The organism is Rhodanobacter sp. G1, from assembly GCF_055397855.1.
In genome coordinates this window covers 54,862-81,652 of sequence record NZ_AP039674.1, presented here as the reverse complement: position 1 = coordinate 81,652, position 26,791 = coordinate 54,862, and the positions used below count along the sequence as shown (strand labels likewise).

At 69.8% G+C, this 26,791-nt stretch carries 27 protein-coding genes; 12 read left to right on the top strand and 15 right to left on the bottom strand.

All coding sequences use genetic code 11. The annotated features are described in order from the left end of the window. Window positions 1–84 precede the first annotated feature (84 nt). From radC to ACZ5Z2_RS00355, 4 genes are all read left to right on the top strand, one after another. Entirely contained in the window at window positions 85–756 is a 672-nt protein-coding gene (gene radC, locus ACZ5Z2_RS00370; protein ID WP_464760007.1) for a RadC family protein, read from the top strand. Window positions 757–1,290: 534 nt separating this feature from the next. Next, a complete protein-coding gene (gene argS / locus ACZ5Z2_RS00365; RefSeq protein ID WP_464760006.1) occupies window positions 1,291–2,979 on the top strand; it encodes an arginine--tRNA ligase in 1,689 nt (562 codons plus the stop codon). After that, window positions 2,979–3,695, top strand: coding sequence for an SPOR domain-containing protein (locus ACZ5Z2_RS00360; RefSeq protein ID WP_464760005.1), 717 nt, complete (start codon window positions 2,979–2,981; stop codon window positions 3,693–3,695). The genes argS and ACZ5Z2_RS00360 overlap by 1 nt, the downstream gene beginning before the upstream one ends. Window positions 3,696–3,723: 28 nt before the next feature. Next, on the top strand, window positions 3,724–4,476 hold the full coding sequence (locus tag ACZ5Z2_RS00355; RefSeq protein WP_464760004.1) for an SDR family NAD(P)-dependent oxidoreductase: 753 nt from the start codon (window positions 3,724–3,726) through the stop codon (window positions 4,474–4,476). A 60-nt stretch (window positions 4,477–4,536) separates the two neighbouring features. Here ACZ5Z2_RS00355 and ACZ5Z2_RS00350 read toward each other — a convergent pair whose 3' ends face one another. The 6 genes from ACZ5Z2_RS00350 to ACZ5Z2_RS00325 all read right to left on the bottom strand — a co-directional run bounded on the left by ACZ5Z2_RS00350 (window position 4,537) and on the right by ACZ5Z2_RS00325 (window position 9,720). Beyond that, complete coding sequence (locus ACZ5Z2_RS00350; protein WP_464760003.1) at window positions 4,537–5,706, bottom strand: DUF3734 domain-containing protein; 1,170 nt, start codon at window positions 5,704–5,706, stop codon at window positions 4,537–4,539. Continuing rightward, window positions 5,703–6,488, bottom strand: a complete 786-nt coding sequence (locus ACZ5Z2_RS00345; RefSeq protein WP_464760002.1) for a 3-hydroxybutyrate dehydrogenase — start codon at window positions 6,486–6,488, stop codon at window positions 5,703–5,705. Before ACZ5Z2_RS00345 ends, ACZ5Z2_RS00350 begins: the two co-directional genes overlap by 4 nt. 98 nt (window positions 6,489–6,586) lie before the next feature. Next, complete coding sequence (locus tag ACZ5Z2_RS00340; protein WP_464760001.1) at window positions 6,587–7,525, bottom strand: c-type cytochrome; 939 nt, start codon at window positions 7,523–7,525, stop codon at window positions 6,587–6,589. Beyond that, on the bottom strand, window positions 7,522–8,163 hold the full coding sequence (locus ACZ5Z2_RS00335) for a c-type cytochrome (RefSeq protein WP_464760000.1): 642 nt from the start codon (window positions 8,161–8,163) through the stop codon (window positions 7,522–7,524). The genes ACZ5Z2_RS00340 and ACZ5Z2_RS00335 overlap by 4 nt, the downstream gene beginning before the upstream one ends. A 49-nt stretch (window positions 8,164–8,212) precedes the next feature. Further along, window positions 8,213–8,758, bottom strand: a complete 546-nt coding sequence (locus ACZ5Z2_RS00330) for a DsrE family protein (RefSeq protein ID WP_464759999.1) — start codon at window positions 8,756–8,758, stop codon at window positions 8,213–8,215. Window positions 8,759–8,847: 89 nt separating this feature from the next. Further along, a complete protein-coding gene (locus ACZ5Z2_RS00325) occupies window positions 8,848–9,720 on the bottom strand; it encodes a helix-turn-helix transcriptional regulator (RefSeq protein ID WP_464759998.1) in 873 nt (290 codons plus the stop codon). A 276-nt stretch (window positions 9,721–9,996) separates the two neighbouring features. Here ACZ5Z2_RS00325 and ACZ5Z2_RS00320 point away from each other — a divergent pair, with 276 nt between their 5' ends. Then, window positions 9,997–10,251 (top strand): hypothetical protein, encoded by a 255-nt coding sequence (locus tag ACZ5Z2_RS00320; protein WP_464759997.1) that lies wholly within the window; start codon window positions 9,997–9,999, stop codon window positions 10,249–10,251. A gap of 11 nt (window positions 10,252–10,262) precedes the next feature. Here ACZ5Z2_RS00320 and ACZ5Z2_RS00315 read toward each other — a convergent pair whose 3' ends face one another. Continuing rightward, window positions 10,263–11,081 carry an AraC family transcriptional regulator gene (locus tag ACZ5Z2_RS00315; RefSeq protein WP_464759996.1) on the bottom strand — a complete coding sequence of 273 codons (819 nt, stop codon included), beginning with the start codon at window positions 11,079–11,081 and terminating at the stop codon, window positions 10,263–10,265. Between the two features lie 148 nt (window positions 11,082–11,229). On the opposite strand from ACZ5Z2_RS00315, the gene ACZ5Z2_RS00310 reads away from it, so the two are divergent. The 5 genes from ACZ5Z2_RS00310 to ACZ5Z2_RS00290 all read left to right on the top strand — a co-directional run bounded on the left by ACZ5Z2_RS00310 (window position 11,230) and on the right by ACZ5Z2_RS00290 (window position 16,371). Beyond that, on the top strand, window positions 11,230–11,478 hold the full coding sequence (locus tag ACZ5Z2_RS00310) for a hypothetical protein (protein WP_464759995.1): 249 nt from the start codon (window positions 11,230–11,232) through the stop codon (window positions 11,476–11,478). 161 nt (window positions 11,479–11,639) lie between these two features. Beyond that, window positions 11,640–12,011: a MarR family transcriptional regulator gene (locus ACZ5Z2_RS00305; protein WP_464761740.1), complete on the top strand. Its 372-nt coding sequence runs from the start codon at window positions 11,640–11,642 to the stop codon at window positions 12,009–12,011. A 22-nt stretch (window positions 12,012–12,033) separates the two neighbouring features. Beyond that, the gene (locus ACZ5Z2_RS00300) at window positions 12,034–13,497 is read left to right on the top strand and encodes an efflux transporter outer membrane subunit (RefSeq protein ID WP_464759994.1); all 1,464 of its coding nucleotides are present in this window, start codon (window positions 12,034–12,036) and stop codon (window positions 13,495–13,497) included. Window positions 13,498–13,505: 8 nt separating this feature from the next. Next, window positions 13,506–14,684 (top strand): EmrA/EmrK family multidrug efflux transporter periplasmic adaptor subunit, encoded by a 1,179-nt coding sequence (locus ACZ5Z2_RS00295; RefSeq protein ID WP_464759993.1) that lies wholly within the window; start codon window positions 13,506–13,508, stop codon window positions 14,682–14,684. A 157-nt stretch (window positions 14,685–14,841) separates the two neighbouring features. Next, window positions 14,842–16,371, top strand: coding sequence for a DHA2 family efflux MFS transporter permease subunit (locus ACZ5Z2_RS00290; RefSeq protein ID WP_464759992.1), 1,530 nt, complete (start codon window positions 14,842–14,844; stop codon window positions 16,369–16,371). A 46-nt stretch (window positions 16,372–16,417) separates the two neighbouring features. On the opposite strand, the gene ACZ5Z2_RS00285 is transcribed toward ACZ5Z2_RS00290, so the two are convergent. The 8 genes from ACZ5Z2_RS00285 to ACZ5Z2_RS00250 all read right to left on the bottom strand — a co-directional run bounded on the left by ACZ5Z2_RS00285 (window position 16,418) and on the right by ACZ5Z2_RS00250 (window position 24,588). Continuing rightward, window positions 16,418–16,945: a lipid A 3-O-deacylase gene (locus ACZ5Z2_RS00285; protein WP_464759991.1), complete on the bottom strand. Its 528-nt coding sequence runs from the start codon at window positions 16,943–16,945 to the stop codon at window positions 16,418–16,420. Window positions 16,946–17,135: 190 nt separating this feature from the next. Then, entirely contained in the window at window positions 17,136–18,629 is a 1,494-nt protein-coding gene (locus ACZ5Z2_RS00280; RefSeq protein WP_464759990.1) for a M16 family metallopeptidase, read from the bottom strand. Next, a complete protein-coding gene (locus ACZ5Z2_RS00275) occupies window positions 18,626–20,002 on the bottom strand; it encodes a M16 family metallopeptidase (protein ID WP_464759989.1) in 1,377 nt (458 codons plus the stop codon). Before ACZ5Z2_RS00275 ends, ACZ5Z2_RS00280 begins: the two co-directional genes overlap by 4 nt. Window positions 20,003–20,109: 107 nt before the next feature. Further along, the gene (locus ACZ5Z2_RS00270) at window positions 20,110–20,442 is read right to left on the bottom strand and encodes a hypothetical protein (RefSeq protein WP_464759988.1); all 333 of its coding nucleotides are present in this window, start codon (window positions 20,440–20,442) and stop codon (window positions 20,110–20,112) included. Further along, window positions 20,439–22,166, bottom strand: a complete 1,728-nt coding sequence (locus ACZ5Z2_RS00265; protein WP_464759987.1) for an ArnT family glycosyltransferase — start codon at window positions 22,164–22,166, stop codon at window positions 20,439–20,441. Before ACZ5Z2_RS00265 ends, ACZ5Z2_RS00270 begins: the two co-directional genes overlap by 4 nt. An 86-nt stretch (window positions 22,167–22,252) precedes the next feature. After that, window positions 22,253–23,266, bottom strand: a complete 1,014-nt coding sequence (locus ACZ5Z2_RS00260; protein WP_464759986.1) for a YheT family hydrolase — start codon at window positions 23,264–23,266, stop codon at window positions 22,253–22,255. Further along, window positions 23,263–24,063, bottom strand: a complete 801-nt coding sequence (locus ACZ5Z2_RS00255; protein ID WP_464759985.1) for a lysophospholipid acyltransferase family protein — start codon at window positions 24,061–24,063, stop codon at window positions 23,263–23,265. Before ACZ5Z2_RS00255 ends, ACZ5Z2_RS00260 begins: the two co-directional genes overlap by 4 nt. A 12-nt stretch (window positions 24,064–24,075) precedes the next feature. Further along, window positions 24,076–24,588: an Lrp/AsnC family transcriptional regulator gene (locus ACZ5Z2_RS00250; RefSeq protein WP_464759984.1), complete on the bottom strand. Its 513-nt coding sequence runs from the start codon at window positions 24,586–24,588 to the stop codon at window positions 24,076–24,078. A 233-nt stretch (window positions 24,589–24,821) separates the two neighbouring features. On the opposite strand from ACZ5Z2_RS00250, the gene phhA reads away from it, so the two are divergent. Both phhA and ACZ5Z2_RS00240 read left to right on the top strand, forming a co-directional pair. Further along, window positions 24,822–25,715 carry a phenylalanine 4-monooxygenase gene (gene phhA, locus ACZ5Z2_RS00245; RefSeq protein WP_464759983.1) on the top strand — a complete coding sequence of 298 codons (894 nt, stop codon included), beginning with the start codon at window positions 24,822–24,824 and terminating at the stop codon, window positions 25,713–25,715. Between the two features lie 121 nt (window positions 25,716–25,836). Next, window positions 25,837–26,724: a patatin-like phospholipase family protein gene (locus ACZ5Z2_RS00240; protein WP_464759982.1), complete on the top strand. Its 888-nt coding sequence runs from the start codon at window positions 25,837–25,839 to the stop codon at window positions 26,722–26,724. Window positions 26,725–26,791: the final 67 nt, after the last annotated feature.

Sequence of the window (26,791 nt, the reverse complement as noted above, 5' to 3'; positions counted from 1 at the left end):
TGACGTGCGGGCAGATGGTTAGCTTACCGGAATCGTGCCGCGCGACTGCTGCCTGCATCGCGCGTTCGCCGTCACGCTTCCGGCATGAGCATCCGCGACTGGCCCACTGGCGAACGACCCCGCGAAAAACTGCTGGCGCGCGGCAGCGGCACGCTGTCCGACGCGGAGCTGCTGGCCGTGCTGCTAGGCAGCGGCGTGCGCGGCAAGGACGCGATCGCGCTGGGCCGCGAACTGCTGGTGAGCGCCGGCAGCCTCGGCGCCCTGCTTGGCCGGCCCGACCGCTCGGTGCGCGCCGCCGGCCTCGGCCCGGCGAAACGCGCACGCATCGCCGCCGCACTGGAACTGGCCCGGCGCAGCCTCGCCGAGCAACTGCGCGAAGCGCCCGCGCTGGGCAATCCGCGCGACAGCGGCAGTTACCTCAGCGCCCGGCTGCGCCATCTGCCCTACGAAGTGTTCGGTTGCCTGTTCCTGGACAACCGCCACCGCGTGCTGGCCTTCGAGGAGCTGTTCCGCGGCACGGTGGACGGCGCCAGCGTGCATCCGCGCGAGGTGGTGCGCGCCTGCCTGCAGCACAACGCCTGCGCGGTGATCTTCGCCCACAACCATCCGAGCGGCGTGGCCGAACCCAGCGCGGCCGACCGCGCCATCACCTGCGAACTGCGCGACGCCCTGCAACTGGTGGGGGTGCGCGTGCTGGATCACCTGGTGATCGGCCATGGCGCGCCGGTGTCGATGGCGGCGCGCGGGCTGATCTGAGCAAAGCCGCCGCCGGCGATTTTCCGCATTGCGCCAGCGATGGCGCGGCAACGCCCCCCCAATAACGACAGCGCCAAAAAAAGCGGCGCGGGGATGAGCCGCGCCGTAGGTGCCGATTGCGGGGAGCGGAGAGAGCGGCTTCTCCGGATACCGGGTGGGAGGGGAATTCCACCGGCACGTAGCCAGTGTGGCAGCGCTGCATGACAGGCCGATGACGAACCGGCGCTGCAGACATGGCCGCCAAGCGCCCGTTACTTATGCACAAATGCCCACAACCGGCATTTGCGGGCTCCAGCGCAAGCATGACTTCAAGCATGCTGGATAACTAATTGTTACATATTGCTTTTTTTCAAAGAATGCGAAATGCCCTTGCGAATCGTGCGCAATGCGCCATGCGGCGCGCGGCGTTCCCCACAGACTTATCCACAAGTACCCGGTCGCACCGCCACAAACCGGCGCCACGCTGCCGCCGCGGGCCGCCTCGCCCGCCGCTCTGCTACGATTATCGGTTCCATCCCGGAACCGCATGCGCCCGTGAAAGCCCAGCTGCACGAACTGATCCTCGGGGCCATCCACGCCCTGCAAACGCAGGCCGCCCTGCCCGCCGAGCTGGCGATCCCCGGCTTCGTGATCGAGCGCACGCGCAGCCGCGAGCACGGCGATTTCGCCTGCAACGCCGCGATGCTGCTGGCGAAATCCGCCCGCGCCAAGCCGCGCGAGCTGGCCGAGCAGCTGGTGGCCGCCCTGCCGGCCAACGAGCTGCTGGCCAAGGTGGAGATCGCCGGGCCCGGCTTCATCAACTTCTTCCTCGCCGCCGATGCCAGCCAGTCGCAGGTGCGCCGCATCCTCGAGCAAGGCACCGGCTACGGCCGCAACGCGCAGGGTGCGGGCCGCACGGTGGGCGTGGAATTCGTCTCGGCCAACCCCACCGGCCCGCTGCACGTGGGCCACGGCCGCAACGCGGCGCTGGGCGACTGCGTGGCACGCCTGCTGGAAGCCAGCGGCTGGGACGTGAAGCGCGAGTTCTACTACAACGATGCCGGCGTGCAGATCGGCAACCTCGCCGTCTCCACGCAGGCGCGCGCGCGCGGCCTCGCCCCCGGCGACGAAGGCTGGCCGGAGGACGGCTACCGCGGCGACTACATCGCCGACGTGGCGCGGGCCTATCTCGCCGGCGACAGCGTCACCGTGGAAGGCCATACCGTCACCGGCGCGAAAGATCCCGACAACCTCGACGCGATTCGCGCCTTCGCCGTCGCCGCCCTGCGCCACGAGCAGAACCTCGACCTGCAGGCCTTCGGCGTGGACTTCGACGTGTACTTCCTCGAATCCTCGCTCTACACCGACGGCAAGGTGGAAGAGGCCGTGCGCGAACTCATCGCCCACGGCCACACCTACGAGGAAGGCGGCGCGCTGTGGCTGAAGACCACCGACTTCGGCGACGACAAGGATCGCGTCATGCGCAAGTCGGACGGCACGTACACCTATTTCGTGCCGGACGTGGCCTACCACCTCTCGAAGTGGCAGCGCGGCTACGGCAAGGCGATCACCGTGCTGGGCTCCGACCACCACGGCTCGCTGGCCCGCGTGAAGGCCGGCCTGCAGGCGCTGGACGCCGGCATCCCCAAGGGCTACCCCGACTACCTGCTGTACCAGATGGTCACCGTGATGCGCGGCGGCGAGGAGGTGAAGATCTCCAAGCGCGCCGGCAGCTACGTCACCCTGCGCGACCTGATCGACGAGGTGGGCCGCGACGCCACGCGCTACTTCCTGATCTCGCGCAAGGGCGACTCGCAGCTGGTGTTCGACATCGACCTGGCCCGCTCGCAGACCAACGACAACCCGGTCTACTACATCCAGTACGCCCACGCCCGCGTGTGCAGCGTGTTGCGCCAGGCCGGCGAGAAGGGGTTCACGTTCGATCAGGACAATGGGCTGGCGCAGCTCGCGCGGCTGGACAACGAGCACGAGCAGGCGCTGCTCACCGAGCTGTCGCGCTACCCCGAAGTGGTGGCAGCCTCTGCCTCGAACCTGGAGCCGCACCTGCTCGCCGTCTGGCTGCGCGAGCTGGCCAATGCGTTCCACACCTACTACAACTCGTACCAGTTCCTGGTCGACGACAAGGATCTGCGCGACGCCCGCCTCGCCCTCGTGGTGGCGACCCGGCAGGTGCTGCGCAACGGCCTGGATCTGCTGGGCCTCACCGCCCCGGAGAGCATGTGATGGCAACACGCAAAAGCAGCGGCAAAGGCAAGGGCCGGCAGGCGGTACGCAACAGCGGCGGCGGGTTTCCCACCTGGGCCGCGATCCTCGTCGGCATCCTGATCGGCGGGCTGGCGCTGGCCTTCCTGATGCGCCATTCGCTGCTGCCGATGGCGCCGAAGGCGGGCCCGCAGGCCAATCCGCAAGCCACCGCCGCGGCGCCCAGCGATGCCGGCGCGGTGGCGCCGGGCACGGCCGACAGCGCGCCGAAGAAGCCGCAGTTCGACTTCTACTCCGTGCTGTCGGAGAAGGAAGTGCGCATCCCGGACGCCGAGATCAGCGCGCAGGCCAAGGCCGAGCAGCAGGCCGCCGCCGCGGCCCCGGCGGCCGCTCCCGCCGCCGCGCCCACCGCGCAGCAGCCGGCTGCGCCCACCCGCGCGACCGTGGCCACGCAGAACGTGGAGGCCGCGCCCGCCACCGCGGTGCCGAAGCCCGCCGCCGGCAGTGGCTACCTGCTGCAGATCGGCGCCTTCCCCGACGCCGCGAAGGCCGAAGCCAGCAAGGCACAGCTCGCCATGCAAGGCTTCGTGGCCAACGTGCAGACCGTCACCATCGATGGCCAGACCTTCCACCGCGTGCGGCTGGGGCCGTTCGCCAGCGCCAGTGCGCTGGAGGCGACCAAGCAGCGCCTCGCCAGCGCCGGCATCAGCTCGATCGCGCTGAAGGAAGGCAAGTAAACCACCCGTTGCTTCGAGGCATGCCCGCATGAGCAGCAAGACTGCGTGGATCACCGGCGCCACCGCCGGCTTCGGCGCCGCCACCGTGGAACGTTTCGTGGCCGGCGGCTGGCGCGTGATCGCCAGCGGCCGGCGCGCCGAGCGCCTGCAGAAGCTGGTGGACGCGCACGGCGCCGACAAGGTGCACGCCGTCGCCTTCGACATCCGCGACGAAGCCGCGCTGCGCGCCGCGGTCGCCGGCCTGCCCGCGGATTTCGCCGGCATCGACCTGCTGGTGAACAACGCCGGCCTCGCGCTTGGCACCGCGCCGGCGCAGCAGGCCGACCTCGCGCAGTGGCGGCAGATGATCGACACCAACGTCACCGCGCTGGCGACGATGACGCACGCGCTGCTGCCGCGGCTGATCGAGCGCCGCGGCGCCATCGTCAACATCAGCTCGATCGCGGGCAGCTACCCGTACCGCGGCGGCAACGTGTACGGCGGCACCAAGGCCTTCGTCACCCAGTTCTCGCAGAACCTGCGCGTGGATCTGCACGGCACCGGGGTGCGCGTCACCTCGATCGAACCCGGCATGGCCGAGACCGAGTTCACCCTGGTGCGCACCAGTGGCGACCGGGCCGCGTCGGACAAGCTCTACGCCGGCGCCCACCCGATCACCGCCGGCGACATCGCCGACACCATCTGGTGGATCGCCAACCTGCCGCCGCACCTCGACATCACGCGCCTGGAAATCATGCCGGTGAGCCAGTCCGCGGCGGGGTTGCAGGTGCATCGCGACTGAAAGCCTGTCCGCGGCCTCGCGGTACGGGTCACACGCAGCCATCGAACGGGCGCCAGGGCATCAGCCCTGGTGCACGTCATGCGCCACGAACGGCTGCTCGGGCGACGGCGTTTCCAGCCACGCGGGGTGAGCCAGCGTGTGACGCATGTCGTCGAGGCCGCCCTGCCAGTGGCTGCGCATGCTGGCCGCGCTGAACTCGTAGTCCTTGTAGTGCCCCTCGTAGGGCTTGTCGCGGTAGATCAGGTGGATCAGGTTCACCAGCGCGCCGCGCGCCTCGCATTCGGCGCGTCGATACGCGGGATCCTCGCGCCGCCCAGGCGGCACCAGCGCCATCAGCTCCTTCAGCAGGCGCTGGCGGCGGCGGTTCTCGCGCATGTACTCGGTCATCAGCCGGGTGCGGCTGGAATACTGGATCTCCTTGCTGCGCTCGGCCACGCCGGCCATGTCGCGCGGCAGTTCGCCCTGCGCGCGCCACAGGTCGACCTGGAACACCAGCATGTCGCGCTGCGGCCGCTCGGTGAGCACCTTGTACAGCGGCGTGTTGGAAACCACGCCGCCGTCCCACCAGAACTCGCCGTCGATCTCCACCGCGGGGAAGCCCGGCGGCAACGCGCCGGAGGCCATGAAATGCTCGGGCCGCAGGCGTTCCCTGGTGTTGTCGAAATAGGCGAAGTTGCCGCTGCGCACGTTCACCGCGCCCACCGACACGCGCATTTCGCGCGCGTCGTTGATGCGGTCGAAATCGGCCAGCCGCTCCAGCGTGGCGCGCAGCGGTGCGGTGTCGTACCAGCTCGCGCTGGCAGGCGTGGCATGCGCCTGCAGGAATGGCGGCGGCACGCGCGGGCTGAAAAAGCCGGGCTGGCCTTCGACCAGCGCGCGCCACGCGGCGAGGCCGCTGAAGCCGCTCTGCATCGGCAACGGCCAGTTGGCTGCATCGAGCCACGGCGACGCCGGCCACACCGCCGGCTGGCAGATCGCCTCCCAGAACGCATGCAGGCGCTCGACGCGGCGCTCCGGCGGATTGCCGGCGATGATCGCCGCGTTCAACGCGCCGATGGAGATGCCGGCGATCCAGTCCGGGCGCAGTTGCGCCTCCTCCAGCGCCTCGACCACGCCGGCCTGGTAGGCGCCCAGCGCGCCGCCGCCCTGCAGCACCAGGGCCACGCAGGCGTAGTCGCGCGCCATCCGCGCGGCCAGCGACTCCGATGCCGCGCCTGCGATGCGGCTCACTGCATGTACCAACCGTGGCTCACCACGATGCTCTGCCCGGTCAGCGCGGCGCTGGGGAAGGTGGCGAGGTAGAGCGCGGTCTGCGCGATGTCCTCGACCGTGGTGAACACGCCGTCCACGGTATCCTTCAGCATCACGTTCTTGATCACCTCGGCCTCGCTGATGCCCAGCTCCTTCGCCTGTTCCGGGATCTGTTTCTCCACCAGCGGCGTGCGCACGAAGCCGGGGCAGATCACGTGCGAGCGCACGTTGTGCGCCGCACCTTCCTTCGCCAGCGTGCGCGCCAGGCCCAGCAGGCCGTGCTTGGCGGCGACGTAGGGCGCCTTGAGCTTCGAGGCCTCGTGCGAATGCACCGAGCCCATGTAGATCACCATGCCGCCGCGATCGCCCTTGTACATGTGGCGCAGCGCGGCGCGCGTGGTGAGGAAGCCGCCGTCGAGGTGGATCGCCAGCATCTTCTTCCAGTCCGCGTAGCTGAACTGGTCGATGGGATTGATGATCTGCACGCCGGCGTTGGAGATCAGGATGTCCAGGTGGCCGAACGCCGCCACCACCTTGTCGGTGCCCGCGTCCACCGCGGCCTCGTCGGTGACGTCCATCGCCACGCCGATGGCCTTGCCGCCGGCGACGTTGATTTCCGTGGCGACGGCGTCGGCCGCCTGCTGGTTGATGTCGCAGATCGCCACTGCGGCGCCGTTCTTCGCGTACAACTCGGCCATCGCCTTGCCGAGGCCGCTGGCCGCGCCGGTGATGAGGGCGACCTTGCCGTCGAGACTGCTCATGGGAGGACTCCGGGTGGGGGAAGCCCACATTGTAGGCGCCACCCTCCCCGACGCCATTGGGCTTTGGCACAGTGCCGCCGGTGCCGCGTGGCCGGTGCTCACTTCGCCGGTGCGCTGCCCAGCAGGTGGCCGTTCACCACGGTGCCGTACAGCGACATCGGCGTGTCGTGGTACTTCGCGCGCGTGGCGGCGACGTCGCCGGCGTAGCGCGGATCCTGCGGGCGTTCGTGGGCGTCCATGTACATCGCCACGTCCCAGGCGTCCTGGTCGCTCAGCATGCCGCCGCGGCTGAACGGCATGTTGGCCTTGATGAAGGCGGCGGCATTGTCCAGCTGCTGCATGCCGGCGCCCCAGTTGAAGGACTGCGGCCCCCACAGCGGCGGGAACACGTTGCGCCCGTCCACCTGCTGGCCTTGGCCGTCGGCGCCGTGGCACAGCGCGCAGTTCTTCGCGTACACCGCAGCGCCGCGCGCGTAGTCGGGTGGTTGTGGCGGCTTGAAGCCCCGCTTGGGATAACCCGCGCCGGCCAGCTTCACGCCGTTCGGCGCGCCCTTCGACATCCACCACGCGTAGCTTTCCAGCGCCACGATGATCTCGCCGTCCAGCGGCGGCGCCTTGCCGTTCATGCTGTAGCGGAAGCAACCCTGCAAGCGTTCGCCGAAGCTGTTCACGTGGCCGTTCTTCTTGCGGTATTGCGGGTACATGCCCCAGGCGCCCCACAGCGGCGCGGAATTGGCGAGGCGCCCCGCGTCGAGGTGGCAGTTGCTGCAGCTGAGGCCGCTGCCCACGTAGTCGTGCGCATGCGCGGGCGTGTCGGTGAAGATCGCGCGGCCGAGGCGGATCTCGTCGCCCATGGGGCCATCGGGGATGTCGGCTTCGGCCGGCGGCGTGAAGGCAGGCGCGGCCTCGTGCTTTGCCGGCGCATTGGCAGCGCTGGCGGTCGGCGCGGGCTTTGCGGCCACCGGCGTTTCCGTGGCCGGATGCGAACATCCAGCGAGCAGCAACGCGGCGAGCAAGACGAGCGGCAGGTTCTTCATGGCGCACTTCCCTTGGCTGGCAGCGGCTGCGCAGCGAACCAGCCGGCCACGGCCTCGATCTCCTGCGGCGTGAGCTGCTGCGCGACGTGCCGCATCAGTTGCAGCGGATCGTTGCGGCGCGTGCCCTGTTGCCACGCCCGCAGCTGCGCCGCGATGTAGGCCGCGGGCTGTCCGGCCAGCGGCGGGAAATTCGCGCCCACGCCCACGCCGCCGGGCGCGTGGCATTGCACGCAGGCGGGCAGGCCACGGCTCCAGTCGCCGCGCGTGGCGAGCCGTTCGCCGACGGCATCCGGCCTGGCCGGCGTCGGCGCCGCAAAGCGCGCCGGCACGGGCAGCGCGGCGTAGTACTTCGCCAGCGCGGCGCGTTCATCCTCGCTGAGCAGGGTGGCGTTCGGCTGCATCACCGGGTTGGCGCGCGTGCCGTTGGCGAAGTCGTCGAGCTGGCGCTGGAGATAGGCCTCGTCGAGGCCGGCCAGCCGCGGATAGGCATTGATCGCCATGCCGCCACCATCCACGCCATGGCAGGCCATGCAGGGCGCGGCGCCCTTGCCGTTGCCCTGGCGCGTGATCGTGGCGGCGTCGGTGGCGCTGGCCACGAGCGGCGCCAGCAAGGCGAGTAACCCGAGTGTGCGCAGCATGGCTGGCTCCTTAGCTTCGGCCGGCTTGGGTGGCGGCGGCGGAATGCGCCTACGGCATCAGCGCATAGCCCTGCTGCTGCAGGTCGATGGCCGTGGTGAGCCCCGACAGGGCCAGCGTGACGCTGCCGTCCTTCCACGCGTAGTCGAAGTGGAACCCGGCCCAGGCCTGCCCGCACACGGCCACGTCGACGCCGGCCTTGCGCAGCTGCGCGATCACCGGCAGGTTCGGGTTGTCCACGCCGAATTTCTTTCTGTAGTGCGCGTCGTCGAGCGCCAGCGGCGTGGCCGGGCCCAGAGCGACGGCTACGAACTTCAGGTGATCCAGCGGCACGCCGGACTGCACGTAGAGGTTCACCGCGCGCGCCACGCGCGCCAGCCCCGGGTTCACCTCGTCCGGCTTGGCGGCGCCCTCGGCAAGCACGAACACCGCCTTGTAGGTGGCGTTGCGGTCGGGCTGGTAGGCGGCTTGCGGCAGCGGGTGGATCTTGCCGGCGCCCTGGATGGCGGGCGCTTGCCAAAAACCGCTTTCGCCCGCCAGCGCTGCGGCCGGCAGCAGTCCCAGCACGAACAATCCGGACAGCAACGGACGGAACATGGCAATCCCCTTTCTGCACGGCACGGATGCGTAGCGACGCATGCTAGGCCCGCCTGCCGCGGCATGCCAAGCGTTTTCGCGATGGCGCATCAGACAGCTGCGGCCATCGCCGCCCCGGCGTGCTGCAAGCGCCGCGCCGCCCGTGCGAAGCTCGCGGCGGTGGCCGCGTCCTCCGGCACAAAGAAGAAGGCGGTGGCGCCGCTGGCGGTGCCATCGGCATCGCGCAGCGGAAAGCGGTTGGAGTGCACGCGCACCTCGCCGAATTCCGGATGACGGAAATGCGCGATCCAGGCCGTCAGTGGCGCAACCTGGTGCCGTTGCCACAGCGGCAGAAAATCGGGGCAGGCATCGGACAGCGCCTCGATCAGCGCATCGAAGCGCGGGTCGTCGGGATGCGCGGCCTGGTTCACCCGGAAAATGCCGAGCAGGTTGAGCATGCCGGGCTCGAAGCACGGCGCGTACAGGCGCCGCCGTGCCGGATTCATGAACGCATTCCACAAGTGGTTGGCGGCAAAGCGGCCGTGGAATTCGCCGAACTGGTACAGCGCGTCGGCCATCGCGTTGCATGCCAGCAGGTCGAATGCCGGATCCAGCACGAAGGCCGGCGCCTGGTACAGATCGAGCACGCCCTGCACCGTGGACGGCAGCACCACGTGGTTGCGCACCGGCTCCGCGTGCGCCAGGCCGGCCAGCGAAAACAGGTAGGCCTCGTCGGTCGTGCCCAGCCGCAGCGCCCGCGCGATGCGCGCCAGCGCCGTGGCGGAAACGTTGATCGCGCGCCCCTGCTCCAGCCACGTGTACCAGGTGATGCCCACCTCGGCCAGCGCGGCCACTTCCTCGCGGCGCAGGCCGGGCGTGAGCCGGCGCCCGCCACGCGGCAGGCCCACTTCTTCGGGCGCGAGCGCGGCGCGGCGGCTGCGCAGGAAAGCCTTCAACTCGGTGCGTTGCCGGGAATGCTGCATGCGTGTGGCGTCGGGTGGTGGTGGGAATACCAGCAGCGGGACATGACTGCCGCAGGGCCGCTCGTGCATCTATGGTGATGGTTCCCCATCGATCCAATGGCTGTCCCGGCCCGTTCGTCACGAACGGATTTCGCCTCCGCCCGGGACGCCGCGGCCGCGCGCAATGCGCCGCCGGAACCGGCCGCCGGCCGCACGCTTCGGATGGAAGCGCCGCTCACGCCGCCGGTAACGTCCAAGCCGTATCCCACGTCCCTGCTGCATTGGAAGGAGGTCGCCATGTCCTTGCTGATCGCCGACAACGAAACCGCCGGCCACGCGCCACCGGAAACCGACGCACTGACCGATTTCGTGGTCAACGCGCAACTGATGCTGGATCCGACCACGCCCGAGCCGGTACGCCGCGAAGCCGAACCGCGCCTGCTGGCCGTGCTGCCCACGCTGCACGCGCTGGGCGTGTTCGAGCTGTTCGCCATCCGCGACGCCGCGCTGGCGACGATGGTGCGCGACGAACTGCTGGAGCGGCGGCGCTGAAAGCCCCGGACTCAGCCGGCGACCGGCAGGGCGCGCTCGAAATAGCGCGCCGGCGACTGGCCGTAGGCGCGCCTGAACATCGCGATGAAGGCGCTGGTGCTGGCGTAGCCGGTGGCCTCGGCCACCTGCGCCACCGACATGCCTTCGGCCAGCCGCTCCAGCGCGCGGCTCAACCGCGCCTGCTGGCGCCATTGCGCGAAGCTGAGCGCGGTTTCGTGGCGGAACAGCCGGCTCAGGCTGCGCACCGACAGGCCGGCGCGCCTGGCCCAGGATTCCAGGCCGCGGTTGTCCTGCGGCTCCTGCAGCACCGCCTGGGCGATGCGCAGCAGGCGGCGATCCACCGGCATCGGCAGGTGCAGCGGCTCCTGCGGGGCGCGGCGCAACTCGTCCAGCAGCACCGCGCACACGCGTTCCTGCTCCGGCTCCAGCCGCTCGGCGAACACCCAGTTGCTGGCGCGCCGCACCAGGGCGCGCAGCAGCTCGCTGCTGCCGATCACGCACGGGCGATCGGGCAGGCCGGCACAGGCATCGGGCGCCAGGAACACGCCCCAGCCGCTCATCGGCCCGCTCACGCTCACCGTGTGCAGTTCGCCCGGCGGCATCCAGCCCGCGCGATGCGGCGGCAGCAGCCACGAGCCGTAGCGGGTGCGCGCATGCACCAGGCCGCTCTCGATGCAGTAGACCTGCCCGCGCAGGTGGCGGTGCCAGTCGTGTGTGCGGGTTTCGCCGCTCTGCTCGCTGGCCGCCTCGCCCTCGTCCCAATAGGCGATCACGGCGGGGCCTTCGGCGCACTCGATGCGGTCGTGCAACTGCTCGTGCCAGGTGCCCATGTCCATTTCTCGCTATTTGTTGACCAAATAACGTTATCAGTTTGCGCGCCCGCGTGCGTAAGCTGCCCGCACCCCTCGCCGCTGCCGTCGCCCGCGGTTCCCCTGCTCCCTCGTCCGCCTGTCCCGGCGTTCCCATCGGAGAGCCCGCATGTCCACGTCCTCGCCGTCCATCGCCACCCCGTTCCGTTCGCCGCTGGAGACGTTCGTCGCCTGCGCCCACGAGATGCTCGACCCGGTCACGCCCGAAGCGGCGCGGCGCCGGGCCGAACCCCGCCTGCTGGCCGTGCTGCCCGCGCTGCAGGCGCTGGGCGTGTTCGAGCTGTTCGCCATCCGCGACACGGCGCTGCGCCACCTGGTGCGGGACGAACTGGAGGCACGCCGATCATCACACGGATGAATTTTGCCGAAACAAAATTGGCCGTAGAGATATTTGCCTTGACAAATACTCCTGCGGCAATAGAATGCGCGGCCATGAACAGTGCTCCACACCCCGAATCCCAGCCTCGCGAAAGCCTCGGCGTGCTGCTCGGCCTCGTGCGCAGCGAGCTGGTGCGCAGCATGGAGGCGGAGATCGCCGCCAAGGGGCTGGATCTGAAATTCACCCAGTTCCTGATACTCAAGCGGCTGGCCCTGCTGGGGCCGATGAGCGCCACGGAACTGGCCCGCGCGGTGGAACTGGACGGCGGCGCAATGACCCGCCAGCTCGACCAGCTCGAACGCAAGGGCCACCTGCGCCGCTGCCCGCACGAACAGGATCGCCGCGCGCTGCGCATCGAGCTGACCGCCGAAGGCAACGCGCTGTGGCAGCACCTCACCAGCTGCAACGACCGCGTGCTGGCCGCCGCGCAGGCCTCGCTCAGCGCGGACGAACGGCACCATCTGCACGACTACCTGGAGCGCGTGCTGAGCGCGCTCCGCACCAAGAACTGACTTACACCGGGATCGAAAGCCCATGCGTCTGCATTCCCTTGCGGCAGCGGTCGGACTGACCCTCGCGCTGGCCGGCTGCGCCAGCAGCGGCGGCCTGCATACCGACGGCACGCCGATCGAGCCGTCCTCGCTGCAGTCCGCGCGCAGCCTGGCCAACGTGCCGGCCAGCGCGGCGTGGCCGACGGCCGACTGGTGGACGGGCCTGGGCGATCCCCAGCTCGACGCCCTGATGACCGAAGCGCTGGCCGACAACCCCTCGCTGGCCGTGGCCGATGCCCGCGCGCGGCAGGCTCAGGCGGCGGCGGGCGCCGCCGACGCGGCGCGCAAGCCCAGCCTGGACGTGGGCGGCAGCGTGGCCGAGGCGCGCATCCCCACCACCGTGCCGGGCCTGGGCAACGGCCACATGGCGCCGGCCAAGTACGTGTACGGCAGCTTCAAGTGGAACCTCGACCTGTGGGGCGGCCAGCGCGCCGCCTGGGAAGCGGCGGTGGGCCAGGCCCGCGCCGCCGAGGTCGAGGCCCGCGCCGCGCGCGTGGAGCTTTCCACCAACGTGGCGCGCGCCTACGTGCAGCTCGGCTACGCGTACACCCAGCAGGATCTGGCCAAGGCGGAACTGCAGCGCGCGGGCGAAGCACGCCAGCTCACCGCACAGCGCGTGGCCGCCGGCATCGACAACCGGATGCAGCTGCGCCAGGGCGACGCCGAAGTGGCCAGCGCGCAGGAGCAGCTGGTGGCCGCCGGCCGCGCCATCGACGCCGCGCAATCGGCGCTGTCGGTGCTGCTGGGCAAGGGCCCGGATCGCGGCCGCGAGATCGGCCGCCCGCAGCTGCTGTCACCCGCCCAGCTCGCCGTGCCGGCCAACCTGCCGGTGGATCTGGTGGGCCATCGCGCCGACCTGGTCGCCGCGCGCTGGCATGTGCAGGCCGCCGGCAGGGAGATCAAGGCGGCGAAGACCGCGTTCCTGCCCAACCTCAACCTCGGCGTGATGGCCGGCCTGATCTCGGTGGGCGGCGAAAGCCTGTTCCAGCTGCCCGCGCGCTTCTACAGCGTGGCGCCGTCGCTGAGCCTGCCGATCTTCGACGGCGGCCGCCTGCGCGCGAACCTCTCGTCCAGGGACGCGCAGTACGACCTCGCCGTGGCGCAGTACAACCAGACCCTGGTGCGCGCGATCAACGAGGTCGCCGACGACGTCGACGCCGCGCAGTCGCTCACCGAACAGGCCGAGGCGCAGTCGCGCGCGCTGGCCGCCGCGCAGGACGCGTGGCAGCTCGCCGAACAGCGCTACAAGGCCGGCGTGGGCAGCTACCTGGAAGCGCTCAGCGTGCGCCAGCAGCTGCTCGTCGCCGAGCAGCGCATGGCCGCCGTGAAGGCGCAGCAGGTCGACCAGTCCGTGCAGTTGATCGGCGCGCTCGGCGGCGGCTACCGCCCCGACGCCGGCCAGCAGCCGTCCGCATCCGAATCCCCCGCATCCGCACAGCATTCCTGAGGCACGCCATGTCCAGCCAGAACCCCACCGCGGCCGCCGCGCCGCAGAACAACAAGCGCGGCTTCCTGCTGCGCGCGCTCGGCGTGATCGTGGTGCTCGCCGCGATCGCCTGGGCCGCCTGGTATTTCCTCGAAGGCCGCTGGTACGAGGGCACCGACGACGCCTACGTGGGCGGCAACGTGGTGCAGCTCACCCCGCAGATCCCCGGCACCGTGGTCACCATCGGCGCCGACGACGGCGACCTGGTGAAGCAGGGCGACGTGCTGGTGAAGCTGGACAAGTCCAACGCCGACGTGGCGCTGGCCGAGGCCAAGGCCAACCTCGCCGCCACCGTGCGCAAGGTGCGCGGCCTGTATTCCAGCGTCAACGGCCAACAGGCGCTGGTCGAGGCGCGCCAGACCGCGGTGGCCAAGGCCAAGGCCGACTACGACCGCCGCGTCGGGCTGGCCAAGTCCGGCGCGATCTCCGCCGAGGAGCTGTCGCACGCCCGCGACGAGCTGACCGCCGCGCAGAGCGCGCTGGTCGCCGCGCAGCAGCAGTACCAGACCAGCAAGGTGCTGGTGGACGACACCGTGGTCGCCTCGCACCCCGACGTGCAGGCCGCCGCCGCGAAGCTGCGCGCCGCCTACCTCGACGACCTGCGCACCACCCTCGTCGCGCCGGTGACCGGCTACGTGGCGATGCGCTCGGTGCAGCTGGGCCAGCGCGTGGCGCCGGGCGCGCCGCTGATGGCGGTGGTGCCGCTGCACCAGGTGTGGATCGACGCCAACTTCAAGGAAACCCAGCTCACCCACATGCGCATCGGCCAGCCGGTGGAGATCGAGTCCGACGTGTACGGCGGTGCGGTGAAGTACAAGGGCAAGGTGGAGAGCCTGGGCATCGGCACCGGCAGCGCGTTCTCGCTGCTGCCGGCGCAGAACGCCACCGGCAACTGGATCAAGATCGTGCAGCGCATCCCGGTGCGCGTGGTGTTCACCGACCCAGCCCAGCTGGACAAGCATCCGCTGCGCATCGGCATGTCGCTCGACGTGGAGGTGAACCTGCACGACCAGAGCGGCCCGATGCTGTCGCAGCAGCCGCCGACGCAGCCTGCCTTCAGCACCGACGTGTACGAAAAGCAGTCGGGCAAGGCTGATGCGCTGATCGCCGAAATCATCCACGCCAACATGGCGGGCAGCTCGAAGTGATGAGACGCACCCCTCTCCCGCTTGCGGGAGAGGGGTTGGGGGAGAGGGCCTGGCAAGCTGGCGACACTGCGCTCCGCACGCTCCCTCTCCCGCCCTCCGGGCACCCTCTCCCGCAAGCGGGAGAGGGAAACACCGAATCCACGACCGACACGGTTCCATGAGCACCCATTTCCGTCCGCCGAATCTCGCCGTCACCACGATCGGGCTGTCGCTGGCCACCTTCATGCAGGTGCTGGACACCACCATCGCGAACGTGTCGCTACCGACCATCGCCGGCAACCTCGGCGTGAGCAACGACCAGAGCACCTGGGTGATCACCTCGTTCGCGGTGAGCATGGCGATCTCGCTGCCGCTCACCGGCTTCCTCACCCGCCGCTTCGGCGAGGTGAAGCTGTTCGTGTGGTGCACCATCCTGTTCTCGCTCACCTCGCTCATGTGCGGCGTGTCGCAGAGCATGGGCATGCTGCTGCTGTTCCGCGCGCTGCAGGGCGCGGTGGCGGGGCCGATGTACCCGATCACGCAGAGCCTGCTGATCGGCACCTACCCGTCCGAGAAGCGCGGCATGGCGCTGGCGCTGCTGTCGATGGTGACGGTGGTGGCGCCGATCGCCGGCCCGATCCTCGGCGGCTGGATCACCGACAACTATTCGTGGCCGTGGATCTTCTTCATCAACGTGCCGATCGGCTTCTTCGCCAGCATGGTGGTGGCGAACCAGTTGCGCGAGAAGCCGGAAACGCTGGAACGTCCGCGCGTGGACTACGTGGGCCTGATCACGCTGATCATCGGTGTGGGCGCGCTGCAGATCGTGCTGGACAAGGGCAACGACGAAGACTGGTTCAACTCCAGCTTCATCGTGATCACCAGCGTCGTCGCGGCGATCGCGCTAGCGGTGTTCCTGATCTGGGAGCTCACCGACAAGGATCCCATCGTCAACCTCAAGCTGTTCCGCCACCGCAACTTCAGCGCCGGCACGCTGGCGCTGGTGCTGGCCTACGCCGCGTTCTTCTCGATCTCGCTGCTGGTGCCGCTGTGGCTGCAGCAGACGCTGGGCTACACCTCCACCTGGGCCGGTTTCGCCACCGCGCCGCTGGGCATCATCCCGGTGCTGCTGACCTTCTTCGTGGGCAAGTACGCCACGCGCATGGATCTGCGCCTGCTCGCCGCGGCGTCCTTCGTGGTGATGGCTGGCACCTGCTTCATGCGCTCGGATTTCTACGTGCAGGTGGACTTCTACCACGTGGCGATGGTGCAGCTGTGGCAGGGCCTGGGCGTGGCGCTGTTCTTCATGCCCACGCTGACCATCCTGCTGTCCGACCTGCAGACCAACGAGATCGCCGCGGGCTCGGGCCTGGCCACCTTCCTGCGCACGCTGGGCGGCAGCTTCGCCGCCTCGATCACCACGCTGATGTGGACGCGCCATGCGGTGAACCACCACGAGCAGCTCACCGAGCACATCAACCCGTACAACCCGGTCGCGCAGGCGGCGATGGAGCAGTTCAGCCACGGCAACCCGCAGCGCGGCGCCAGCGTGATCAACGGCCTCATCACGCAGCAGGGCTTCCAGATGGCGTTCAACGACATCCTGCACGCGCTGGGCTGGATCTTCCTGAGCCTGGTCGTGGTGATCTGGCTGGCCAAGCCGCCGTTCACGCCCAAGGCCGGGCCGGCGGCCGGCGGCGGACACTGACGCGTTCACGACAACGGCCCCGCGGGGCCGTTGTCGCGTCAGACGCTCACAAATCGAAGCCCAGGCCCAGCAGCGCCATCGTCTCGCCGCGGTTCGGCAGGTGCAGGTCGCCGTTGGAAACGTGCCGGATCTGCAGGCTCCAGTGCTTCTCCTGCCAGCCCAGCGTGCTGACGAACTCGTAGGACGAGCTCAGCGCCAGCGTGCGTCCGCCGTGCAGGGCCGGCTGGAAGGAAAAGAACAGCGGGCTGTACCAGGCATTGGCGTTGGCGAAGCGCAGCCGCACGCCCGCCGCGCCCAGCCAGGCGTCCGGACGGGTGGAGTAGCGGTACAGCCGGTAACGCGCCGGGTCGCGTCCGTTGATCCAGCCCAGCGACACGTCCGGCGACCACGCCAGGCCGGTGTTGCCCAAGGCGTGTTCCGCGAACACGCCTTCGACGAAGACCGTGTTGGCGCCATAACTTTCCATGTAGCTGCGTCCGACCTGCAGTTCGACATGGGTGGCGGCGGCGGGCAGGGCGGCGAACGCCAGGCCAGCCGCCACGAGGGGGCGAAGAAAGCGCGGGGAGATTTTCATGGTGGATGCCTGTGGGGACAGGGGAGGAAGATTTACGTACTGAACCGAGCAGTATTGTAAATGAACCTTCGTCATCCAGCGTTGCCTGCAGCTGAAAGCACCGTTGCATCAGCCGCAACAATGCCGCGTGCGGGTACGCGCACGCGGGACATGAAGACCCCGGCCAGGGCCGGGGTTCCGGGGTAGCGCTTCAATCCTTGGCGGCGGGCGGCTGCAAACTTGGGCTGTCCAGATCCAGCGTGTCCGCCTGCAGCAGCTCGGCTTTCGCATCGGCCTTGCGCAACGCCGGCGCGAACTGCGCGGCATCGCCGACCACCACCACGCGCACGTGCTTCGCATCGAGGTGCTTGTGCGCGTAGGACTCGACCTGCCGCGGCGTCACCGCCTGCACCTTGTCGATGTACTGGCCGATGCCGTCCAGCGGCAGGCCATACACCGCCAGTTCGGCGACCTGTCCGGCGAGGCCGGCCGTGGTTTCCAGGCTGCGGCCGTAGTCGCCGACCAGGGTGGCCTTGCGCGCGGCCAGTTCCGCCGCGGGCACCGGCTCGTCGCCAAGCCCGGCGAACTGTTCCCGCATCAGCTGCACCACCTGCGGCGCCGAGGGGTTCTTGGTCTGCGCAGCGGCCAGCCACAGCCCGGTGCTGGCCATGGGCTGCAGGCGGCTGCTGGCGCCGTAGGAGAGCCCGCGCTTGATGCGGATCTCCTCGTTGAGCCGCGCCGAATACGAGCCGCCCAGCACCGCGTTGGCGACCACGCCGGCGTAGTAGTCGGCGTCCGTGCGCGGCGGCGCGACGTGCGCGGCGACCACCCCGGCCTGCCCCGCGCCGTGCTGGTCGATCAGGGTCAACGCGGGCAGCGTGCCGTCGCCGCGGCCGCCGGGCTTGGCCGGCAGCGGGGTGGCGGGCTTGCGCCAGTCGCCGAAGCTGGCTTGCGCCAGCTGCAGCGCCTGCGCGGGCGTGACGTCGCCGGCCAGCACGAGGATGGCGTTGTCGGGGCGGTACAGCGCGCCGTGCAGGCGCTCCACGTCGGCGCGCGTGATGCGGGCGATGGAGGCCGGCGTGCCGGTGCGCGAATGGCCGTAGGCGCCATCGCCGAACACCGCGCGGCTGGCCGCCAGCGAGGCCAGTGCGATGGGCCGGCTCAGCATCAGGCGCAGGTCGTCCACCGCCTGCGCCTGCGCTCGCTTGAGTTCGTCCGGCGCGAAGTCGGGATGGCGCACCACGCTGGCCAGCAGATCCAGCGCCTGCGCCAGCTTGGGCGTGGTGATGGTGATGCCCACCGCGCTTTCGTCCCAGCCCGCGGCGGCCTGCAGCGAACCGCCCAGCGCTTCGGCGGCGGCGGCGATCTGCGGCGCCGTCCTGCCGCCGGCGCCCTTGGCCAGCAGGTTGGCGGTGAGGTCGGCGAGGCCGGCCTCGTTCGCCGGATCCATTTCGCCGCCGCTGCGCAGCACCAGCTGCGCGGTGACCAGCGGCAGGTCGGCGCGGCGCACGCTGACCACCTCCAGCCCGTTCGGCAAGGTTTGCGCCACGGGCGCGGGCACGCGCAGCTGCGGCGCCGGGCCGGGCGCGGGCGGCGTGGCGGGGAAATCCGCGCCGCCGGCCAGGGCACTGCCGGCGAAGGCGCACAGGATGGCCGTATGGACGGCCGAACGGAGCAGGCCGGAAGAACGATGGCGGCGGATCATTTCGCGTCTCCCTGCTTGCCGGCCTTGGACTCCGGCATGTAGTCGATGGTGACGCTGTGCGCGCCGGTGACGTAGTCGCGCAACACCCGGTGCACGTCTTCCGCGGTGACTTTCTGCAGGGCGTCGAGGTCGCTGTTGACGCGCGCGGGGCTGCCCTCGGTGAGCGTGGCCTGCCCCAGCGCGAAGGCGACGCCTTGCGCGGTCTGGCGCTGCCTGAGCTCGCTGGTCAGCAGCTGGGTCTTCACCTTGTCCAGCTCGGCGGCGGGAATCGGCTGGGTGGCGAGCCAGACGATCTCCTCGTGCAGCAGCTTCTGCGCCTCGGCGGTGGTATGCCCGCTGGCGAGGATGGCGTACACGGTGAACAGCCCCGGCCCCACGCGGCCGTCGGCATCGGCGCCCACCTGCTGCGCCACCTGGTGGCGGTAGACCAGCGACTGGTACAGCCGCGAGGAATCGCCCTGCGACAGCAGCGCGGCGGCCACCTGCAGCGGGATCAGATCCTTGCCGTCGGCGGCGGGCGGGATCAGCCACGTCATCGCCACCGCGGGCAGCGGCGCGGTCGCGCTGGTCACCGTGTAGCGCTCGTCCTTGCCGCGCTTCGGCTCCTTCGCGTCCACCTGCGGGATCGGCGTGGCGGGCTTGGGGATCCAGCCGAAATACTGATCGACCCACGCATCGAGCTGCTTGGGATCGAAGTCGCCGGCCACGATCAAGGTGGCGTTGTCGGGGCGGTAGAACGTGTTGTGGAACGCGATCACGTCCGGCAGCTTCGCGGCCTCGAGGTCGGGGATGCTGCCGATGGTGGGCCGGTGGTACGGATGCACCTTGTAGGAGTATTCGTCGATGGCGTTGAACAGCTTGCCGTACGGCTGGGCCAGCACGCTCTGGCGGTACTCCTCCTCCACCACGGCGCGCTCGGACTTGAAGTTCTTCTCGTCCACGTTGAGGTTGGACAGGCGCTCCGCCTCGGCCCACAGCAGGGTCTGCAGGTGGTTGCTCGGCACCACCTCGAAGTAGTTGGTGATGTCGTCGCCGGTGGACGCGTTGTTCTCGCCGCCCACGTCCTCGGTGAGCCGATCCATCTGCTCGGCGTGCATGTGCTTCGTGCTCTTGAACATCAGGTGCTCGAACAGGTGCGCGAAGCCCGAGCGGCCCTTGGGATCGTCCTTGGAACCCACGTGGTACCACATCTGCACCGCCACGTTGGGACTGGCGTGGTTCTCCACGCTGAGCACCTGCAAGCCGTTCGGCAGCGTGCGCTCGCGGTACTGGATGGCGGGAATGCTCAGCGTGTCCGCCGCGTGCGCGGGCGGCGCCAGCGTTGCGGCGGACAGGGTAAGGACGGCCAGCAAGGCGGCCGGGCGCAGGCGCATGGGCGAGGCTCCGTTCGGCGGAAAGCCCGAACCATAACAAGGTGGGACGAATCATGCGTGCTGCAGCGAACCATGTGCGGCGCGGGGCCACCGCGCACCGGCAGCCGTCAATCGGCCGGCCCGCGCTCCAGCCGGCGCAGGAACACCACCATCTCCTTCTCCGCCTGCTTGTCGCCGCGTTCCTGCGCCACCGCCCTGCCCTGCCGCCAGGCCTCGGCCGCGCCCGCGCGATCGTCCAGCGCCAGGCACGCCTTGCCGAGCAGCTTCCACGCTGCGGAATAGCGCGCGTCGAAACGCAGCGCGTGGCGCAGCTCCTCGACGGCAGCCACCGCATCGCCGCTGTCGAGCAGCGCGTCGCCCAGCGCATAGCGCAACAGGGCGCCATCGCGCGGGCCGGTGCATTGGCCGCGCAGATTGGCGATCAGCGCCTGCTTGCTCACGGCTGCATGCGCACGCTGCCGCCGTCGGCGGAATAGACCTGCGGCGGCTGCGCGGGCTCGGGCGGCGTCGCGCCGCCGTGCAGCTCGGCCAGCGTGGCGGCGGGCCACACCACCAGCCACGAGGAGCGGAACGGCTGAACCAGCAATGCGTAGCGCGCGGCTTGCGCATCGACCTTCCGGGGATGCTCCACCACCACGCCGTCGGCATGCGCCTGCGCGAATGCGTCGAGTTGCTGCTCGTTGCCCAGCACCTGGATCGGCTGCGTCAGCCGCCCCTGGAAGTGGAACTCGCCTTCGTAGTCGCCGAGGTAGCCGATGGCGTGGCCGGCCCGCTCCGTGTCGCCGAGCAACTGCGAGGTGGGCCGCAAGTCGTAGCGCGGCCACATCGTCAGGGTGAACAGGCTGTTGAGCGCCAGCGTGCCGACCAGCCCGGCCACCGCGAGGCGGCGCAGCTCGCCGCGTCCTCGCAACAGCAGCAGCAGGCCCAGCAGCAGGAACACCACGGCGAAGTAGCGGCTGTACGGCGCGCAGGCGTCGGGCCACTCGCCATGCAGGTGGTTGCCCGCCACCAGGTTGGGCAGCACGAACAAGAGCAGCGCGAACGCGAGGCTGCCGATGCCCAGCGGCCAGGTGCCCAGCCAGCCGGTGTCGGCGAGCCGCGGCTTGCGTTCGCGCAGTATCGCGATGGCCGCCGTGAGCAGCAGCATCGTGCCGGCCAGTTCCGGCAGCAGGTAATACATCTGCTTGCCGCGCACCAGCGAGAACACCAGGAAGGTGGGCAGCACCCAGGCGATGGCGAAGCGCAGGCCCGGCTCCAGCGGCTTGCGCAGCGTGGCCAGTGCCACCCACGCGCGCGGCCAGCCGAAGAAGGGGAACAGCAGCGCCGGCAGCATCAGCACGTACCACAGCACCGGGCGGGCGTGGCTCTGCAGCGGCTCGGCCGTCTGCACGCCGTGGATCACGCGCGCCGCGGTCTGGCTGAAGAACAGCCGGTGCATGTAGGCCTCGCCGCCCGCGAAGCCGGCGGGCAGCGCCCACGCCAGCAGCATCGCGAAGCCGAGCAGCAGCGCCAGCGCGCCGCGGCCGTACCAGCGCGCGCGGCGCGCGCGCGCGAAGCCGCTCCAGTACGGCCCGAGCAGCCACGGGAACGCCACGTGCAGCAGCATCACCGGCCCCTTGGTGAGCAGGCCGAAGCCGATGCACAGGCCGAACAGCCACCAGCGCGGCTCCTCGCGGCGCAGGGTCGGCGTGAGGCACAGCAGCGCCGCCAGCACCCACGCCGCCAGCAGCACGTCGTACATGATCTGCAGGCCGAACAGGAAGCCGTAGCCGAGCGCCAGCAACGCCCACGGCGCCGCCTTGGCCATCCACGCACGATCGGGGAACAGGCGGCGCGCGATCAGCGAGATCAGCACCAGCTCGGTGCCGCCGAAGATCACTTCCAGCACGCGCGGCCACGCGTCGCTCACGCCGAACACGAACCAGCCGGCGTGGATCAGCCAGAACAGCAGCGGCGCCTTCTCGCTGTACGGCGCGCCGTTGATGTGCGGCACCAGCCAGTGGTGGCCGTGCCACATCTCCCACGCCACGGCCAGCGTGCGCGTGGAATACAGCGGCATCGGGCCATGCGAGAAGATCGCCAGCAGCGCCACCGCCGCCCACAGCGGCAGCCACGGCCAGAGCGAGCGCAGGTGTTCGGAGCGGCTGTAGGGGCTGAGGGTCACGGGCGGGCTCGCGCAGGGGTACGGCGCGATTCTAGCGGCCACGGGGCTGAACGCGGCCGGCGCAGGCGCACGGCGCGCCGGTTCCGCTAGCGCAAGGTTCCGTCGGCCAGGGCGTTGAAGCGCGCCGCGATGTAGTCGTCGGTGAAACTGGTCATGTCGCGGCCGCGGATGAAGCCGCAGTGGCCGCCATGGTCGGCGATGTCCAGCTCCACGTTCGACGGCAGGCGCAGTTGCTCGAACGCGCCCACCGGGATCACCGGATCGTCGCGCGCGGTGAGGATGGCGGCGGGAATCTGCATGGCCGCCAGCGCGTCGCCGGCCACCGAATAGCCGTCCAGGTACGCCTGCAGCGAACCGAAGTCGGTGTGCCGCATGACCAGCGACTCGGTGAGGCCGCGCAGATCCTGTTTCAGCTCGGCGAGCTCGAAATACTGGTGCTGCGGGAACGCGCTCTGCTTGGCGAGCAGCGACTTGCGCCACTTGCGCACGAAGTAGGCCTGGTAGAACCAGGGCGCGGCCTCCTCCAGCGAGAACAGGCCTTCGCCCGGATCGACGATCGGGCACACCGCCAGCGCGTAGTCGAGCGGGATGCCGAGGCGCGGCGTGTGCAGCGCGGCGCGCAGCGCGAAGTTGCCGCCCAGCGAGAAGCCCGCCAGCGCCATCGGCCGCGCCGGCCAGCGCGCGGCGATGTCGCCCAGCGCGTGGATCACTTCGTCGAGCCGGCAGGAGTGGAACAACGCCTCGTTCAGGCCGTGGCTGTCGCCGTGGTCGCGGAAATTGAGCCGGAAGATGTCCCAGCCGTCGGCAAGCAGGCGGCTGCCGGTCTGCAGCACGTAGGTGGAATCGACGCTGCCCTCCCAGCCGTGGAACAGCACGGCCAGGCCGCGCGGCTGCGGACGGGCCTTCTGCGCGGTGAACGCGCCGGTGAGGCGCACGCCGCCGCCGCCGTCCACCATCACTGCCTCGGCGCCTTCCTGCACCGCGCGCGCGGCGCGCGGCAGCAGCAGGCGGCGCACGCCGCTGGAAGACAGCATGGTCTGGATGTGCCCGCTGCTGAGCGGCCAGGCCGGCCGGAAATCCTTTCCGCTCGGCAGGCTCATGCGGCGCGATCCTCCAACGCCGCGGCGATGCGTTCGCGCGACAGGTCGGCCATCTTGCGTCGCGCATCCGGGCTGGCCGGCACAGGCTGCAGGAAATGCACCTCCGCATCCATCGGCGCGCCGCCGAGCAGGCGCAGGAAGTTGCCCATGAAGCTTTCGTGCTCGCGGAAGCCGGCGTCGACGATGCGTTTGCCGTCGCGCGCGAAGCGCAGCGCCACCGGCTGCAGCGGCACCTCGGCGTCCAGCGCGGCCTGGAAGATGCGCGCATGGAACACCTTGAGCACGCCGTCGTGGCCGGTGCCGCCTTCGGGAAACACCGCCACCGAACGGCCGCCGCGCAGGCGCTCCACCATCACCTGCATCACCGCCGCCAGCGAATGGTTGCTGCCGCGGCGATGGAAGATGGTGCCGCCGCTGGCCGCCAGCCAGCCCACCAGCGGCCAGCGCGCGATCTCCGCCTTGGCCACGAAACAGGCCGCGCGCTGCGAATGCAGCAGCACGATGTCGATCCACGAGGTGTGGTTGGCCACGAACAGCACCGGGTCGGCCAGCGGCTGGCCGAAACGCACCGAGCGCAGGCCGAAGAGGCGCATCAGCGCGGTGGACCACCAGCGGATCAGCTTGTGCGCGAACGGCTCGCGGCCGTCCTTCATCACGCTGTCGCGGTTCCAGCTCATCACGAACGCGGCGAGCAGGATCGCCAGCACGACGTGCAGCAGCAGCAGCGGCACGCGCCACAGGTAGCGCAGCGGGCGCAGGCGGTCGCGGGTCGGCGGGGGCGGCGTGGCGGTATCCATCAGCCGGCAAGTCTAGCGTTTATTGCCCGCGTCGTTATGCGGCTGCGGATGGTTTTCCGCGCGCGTCAGCGGCAGCGAGGGCGAGCGCTTCACCGTGCGCAGCACGAAGCTGGAATTGACGTCGGCCACGCCGGCGTCGTTGAGCAGGCGGTCGAGCAGGAAGCGCGAGAAGTCCGCGAGATCGGCCACGAACACGTGCAGCAGGTAGTCCATGTCGCCGGTGAGCGCGTGGCAGGCCACCACCTCGTCCCAGCCGCCGATGCGCTCCACGAAGCGTTCGATCATCGCCGCCTCGTGCTTCACCAGCTGCACGCGCACGAAGGCCTGCAGGCCCAGCCCCACCACCTGCGGATCGACCTGCGCGGCATAGCCGGTGATGACCTTGTCCGCCTCCAGCCGCTGCAGCCGGCGCAGGCAGGCCGAAGGCGACAGGTTCACCCGCTCGGCCAGCTCGGCATTGGTGATGCGGCCCTCGGTCTGCAGCACGGCGAGCAGGCGCAGGTCGGTGCGATCCAGCGCAGTCATGCACGATACCTCGCAAAGAGCATGCTTTGGAGCATGATTATTGCTCACTAGGCTGCTTTCCGCACAAGATTGCAATCTTCCTGCGGCTGGATCGCCGTATGCTCTTGACCGTCATTCCGGCGCAGGCCGGAATCCAGTACCACGCGCGGTCAATGATCGCGACAGGCACACGCTGCCGCCGCTGGATCCCGGCCTGCGCCGGGATGACGAGCCTCCCCCACCCGGAACCCGCCATGGATCACAACACGCCCCGCAAGGTCGAACACCAGCAGACCGACCGCGGCTACATCCCGGTCTACGCCACCGGCGTGGTGGAGCAGCCCTGGGACAGCTACACGCGCACCGACCACGAGGTATGGGACACCCTCTACAAGCGCCAGCGCGAACTGCTGCCCGGGCGCGCCTGCAAGGAGTTCCTCGCCGGCGTGGAGCGCTTCGGCCTGGGCGACGGCGGCATCCCGAAGTTCTCCGATCTCAACAAGGTGCTGGCCGAGGCCACCGGCTGGGAGCTGGTGGCCGTGGAAGGCCTGCTGCCGGACGAGGTGTTCTTCGACCACCTCGCCAACCGCCGCTTCCCGGTGAGCTGGTGGATCCGCAAGCCGGATCAGCTCGACTACCTCAGCGAGCCCGACCTGTTCCACGACCTGTTCGGCCACGTGCCCCTGCTGCTCAACCCGGTGTTCGCCGACTACATGCAGGCCTACGGCCGCGGTGGCATGAAGGCGTTCGCGATCGGCCCCGAGGCGTTGATGAACCTCACCCGCCTGTACTGGTACACGGTGGAATTCGGCCTGATCCACACCGACGAAGGCCTGCGCATCTACGGCGCCGGCATCGTCAGCTCCAAGGGCGAATCCATCTACTGCCTCGACTCGCCCGCGCCGAACCGCATCGGCTTCGGCCTGGAGCGCGTGATGAGCACGCGCTACAAGATCGACACCTACCAGCAGACCTACTTCGTGATCGACAGCTTCGAGCAGCTGTTCGAAGCCACGCACCCGGACTTCACGCCGATCTACGCGAAGCTCAAGGCCGAGCCCGCGCATGCGGCGGCGGATGTGCTGGACGGCGACCGCGTGTTCAATCGCGGCACGCGCGAAGGGTTCGCCACCGGGGCGGATACCTGAGCTGCATTTGCACGCATGCGAATCGAGCCGGCTCTATGCCGGCTCTTTCGTATCGCGGCCTTGCATCGGATCGGCATTGCCTCCATGCGATGGACTTGTCCACCCGCCATGCAGGGAAGCCATGCTCGCCGAATCGCTCGCCAGCCTCGACCTCACCTCCATCGACACCCTGATCTTCGCCGGCGGCGGCAACCGCTGCTGGTGGCAAGCGGGTGCGATCTCGCATCTGCTGGCGCAGCGGTGGCGATTGCCTGCACAACTCGTGGGCACCAGCGGCGGCGCCGCCGTAGCCGCTGCCTTTCTCAGCGCCGGGCCACAAGCCGCGCTTGCAGGCTGCCAGCGCCTGTATGCCGGGCAGGCCCGCATGTTCGAGTGGCGCGGCCTGCTGCGCGGGCGACTGCACTATGCGCATCGCCATATCTACCCGGCGTGGCTGGCCACTTTCTTCGATGCCGGGCATTTTCAGGCGCTACGGCAATCGAAGCATCGCTTGCAGGTGGCTATCACCCGGCCGGCACGCTGGCTGGGGCTGCGCGGCTCCATCGGAGTCGCCACGTTGGCCTATCTGGCGGACAAGTTCCTGCGCGGGCCACTGCACCCTGCACTTCCGCGCCGGCTTGGCCTGCGTCAGGAATTCCGCGCACTGCACGACTGCAACAGCCTCGACGACGCCCACGCATTGCTGACAGCTGCAGGTGCCGCGATTCCTTTCATCCCCGCGCGATGCATCGATGGCGAATACGCCTTCGACGGCGGTTACATCGACAACGCACCGCTGCCATCGCAAACCGATGGCGAGAAAGCACGCACGCTCGTGTTACTGACCCGCCACTATCCGAAGCTGCCTTCCCTGTTCCGCGCCGACGGGCGCAACTACTGGCAACCCGGTACGCGTATCCCAGTGAGCATGCTTGATTGCACCGCTCGCGCCACCGTGCTCGATGCATGGGCGCTGGGGGAACGCAACGCACATGAAGCGCTCACCAGCGGCAGGCTGCGCATCGCCTAAACCACGACATTCATGCCTCACCATCGCGTCTCCGGCGAAACAGGAGATACGGCATTGGGTGGAGAGG

What these genes read in the sequence shown, in the direction of transcription:
- ACZ5Z2_RS00300 (WP_464759994.1), top strand. Translation starts at nt 12,034, where the DNA reads ATGCGTCTGCATTCCCTTGCGGCAGCGGTCGGACTGACCCTCGCGCTG.
- ACZ5Z2_RS00320 (WP_464759997.1), top strand. Translation starts at nt 9,997, where the DNA reads ATGTCCTTGCTGATCGCCGACAACGAAACCGCCGGCCACGCGCCACCG.
- ACZ5Z2_RS00280 (WP_464759990.1), bottom strand. Translation starts at nt 18,629, where the DNA reads ATGATCCGCCGCCATCGTTCTTCCGGCCTGCTCCGTTCGGCCGTCCAT.
- ACZ5Z2_RS00255 (WP_464759985.1), bottom strand. Translation starts at nt 24,063, where the DNA reads ATGGATACCGCCACGCCGCCCCCGCCGACCCGCGACCGCCTGCGCCCG.
- ACZ5Z2_RS00250 (WP_464759984.1), bottom strand. Translation starts at nt 24,588, where the DNA reads ATGACTGCGCTGGATCGCACCGACCTGCGCCTGCTCGCCGTGCTGCAG.
- ACZ5Z2_RS00305 (WP_464761740.1), top strand. Translation starts at nt 11,640, where the DNA reads ATGGAGGCGGAGATCGCCGCCAAGGGGCTGGATCTGAAATTCACCCAG.
- ACZ5Z2_RS00315 (WP_464759996.1), bottom strand. Translation starts at nt 11,081, where the DNA reads ATGGGCACCTGGCACGAGCAGTTGCACGACCGCATCGAGTGCGCCGAA.
- phhA (WP_464759983.1), top strand. Translation starts at nt 24,822, where the DNA reads ATGGATCACAACACGCCCCGCAAGGTCGAACACCAGCAGACCGACCGC.
- ACZ5Z2_RS00290 (WP_464759992.1), top strand. Translation starts at nt 14,842, where the DNA reads ATGAGCACCCATTTCCGTCCGCCGAATCTCGCCGTCACCACGATCGGG.
- ACZ5Z2_RS00295 (WP_464759993.1), top strand. Translation starts at nt 13,506, where the DNA reads ATGTCCAGCCAGAACCCCACCGCGGCCGCCGCGCCGCAGAACAACAAG.
- ACZ5Z2_RS00285 (WP_464759991.1), bottom strand. Translation starts at nt 16,945, where the DNA reads ATGAAAATCTCCCCGCGCTTTCTTCGCCCCCTCGTGGCGGCTGGCCTG.
- ACZ5Z2_RS00275 (WP_464759989.1), bottom strand. Translation starts at nt 20,002, where the DNA reads ATGCGCCTGCGCCCGGCCGCCTTGCTGGCCGTCCTTACCCTGTCCGCC.
- ACZ5Z2_RS00330 (WP_464759999.1), bottom strand. Translation starts at nt 8,758, where the DNA reads ATGTTCCGTCCGTTGCTGTCCGGATTGTTCGTGCTGGGACTGCTGCCG.
- ACZ5Z2_RS00340 (WP_464760001.1), bottom strand. Translation starts at nt 7,525, where the DNA reads ATGAAGAACCTGCCGCTCGTCTTGCTCGCCGCGTTGCTGCTCGCTGGA.
- radC (WP_464760007.1), top strand. Translation starts at nt 85, where the DNA reads ATGAGCATCCGCGACTGGCCCACTGGCGAACGACCCCGCGAAAAACTG.
- ACZ5Z2_RS00240 (WP_464759982.1), top strand. Translation starts at nt 25,837, where the DNA reads ATGCTCGCCGAATCGCTCGCCAGCCTCGACCTCACCTCCATCGACACC.
- ACZ5Z2_RS00345 (WP_464760002.1), bottom strand. Translation starts at nt 6,488, where the DNA reads ATGAGCAGTCTCGACGGCAAGGTCGCCCTCATCACCGGCGCGGCCAGC.
- ACZ5Z2_RS00360 (WP_464760005.1), top strand. Translation starts at nt 2,979, where the DNA reads ATGGCAACACGCAAAAGCAGCGGCAAAGGCAAGGGCCGGCAGGCGGTA.
- ACZ5Z2_RS00260 (WP_464759986.1), bottom strand. Translation starts at nt 23,266, where the DNA reads ATGAGCCTGCCGAGCGGAAAGGATTTCCGGCCGGCCTGGCCGCTCAGC.
- ACZ5Z2_RS00355 (WP_464760004.1), top strand. Translation starts at nt 3,724, where the DNA reads ATGAGCAGCAAGACTGCGTGGATCACCGGCGCCACCGCCGGCTTCGGC.
- ACZ5Z2_RS00325 (WP_464759998.1), bottom strand. Translation starts at nt 9,720, where the DNA reads ATGCAGCATTCCCGGCAACGCACCGAGTTGAAGGCTTTCCTGCGCAGC.
- ACZ5Z2_RS00310 (WP_464759995.1), top strand. Translation starts at nt 11,230, where the DNA reads ATGTCCACGTCCTCGCCGTCCATCGCCACCCCGTTCCGTTCGCCGCTG.
- ACZ5Z2_RS00335 (WP_464760000.1), bottom strand. Translation starts at nt 8,163, where the DNA reads ATGCTGCGCACACTCGGGTTACTCGCCTTGCTGGCGCCGCTCGTGGCC.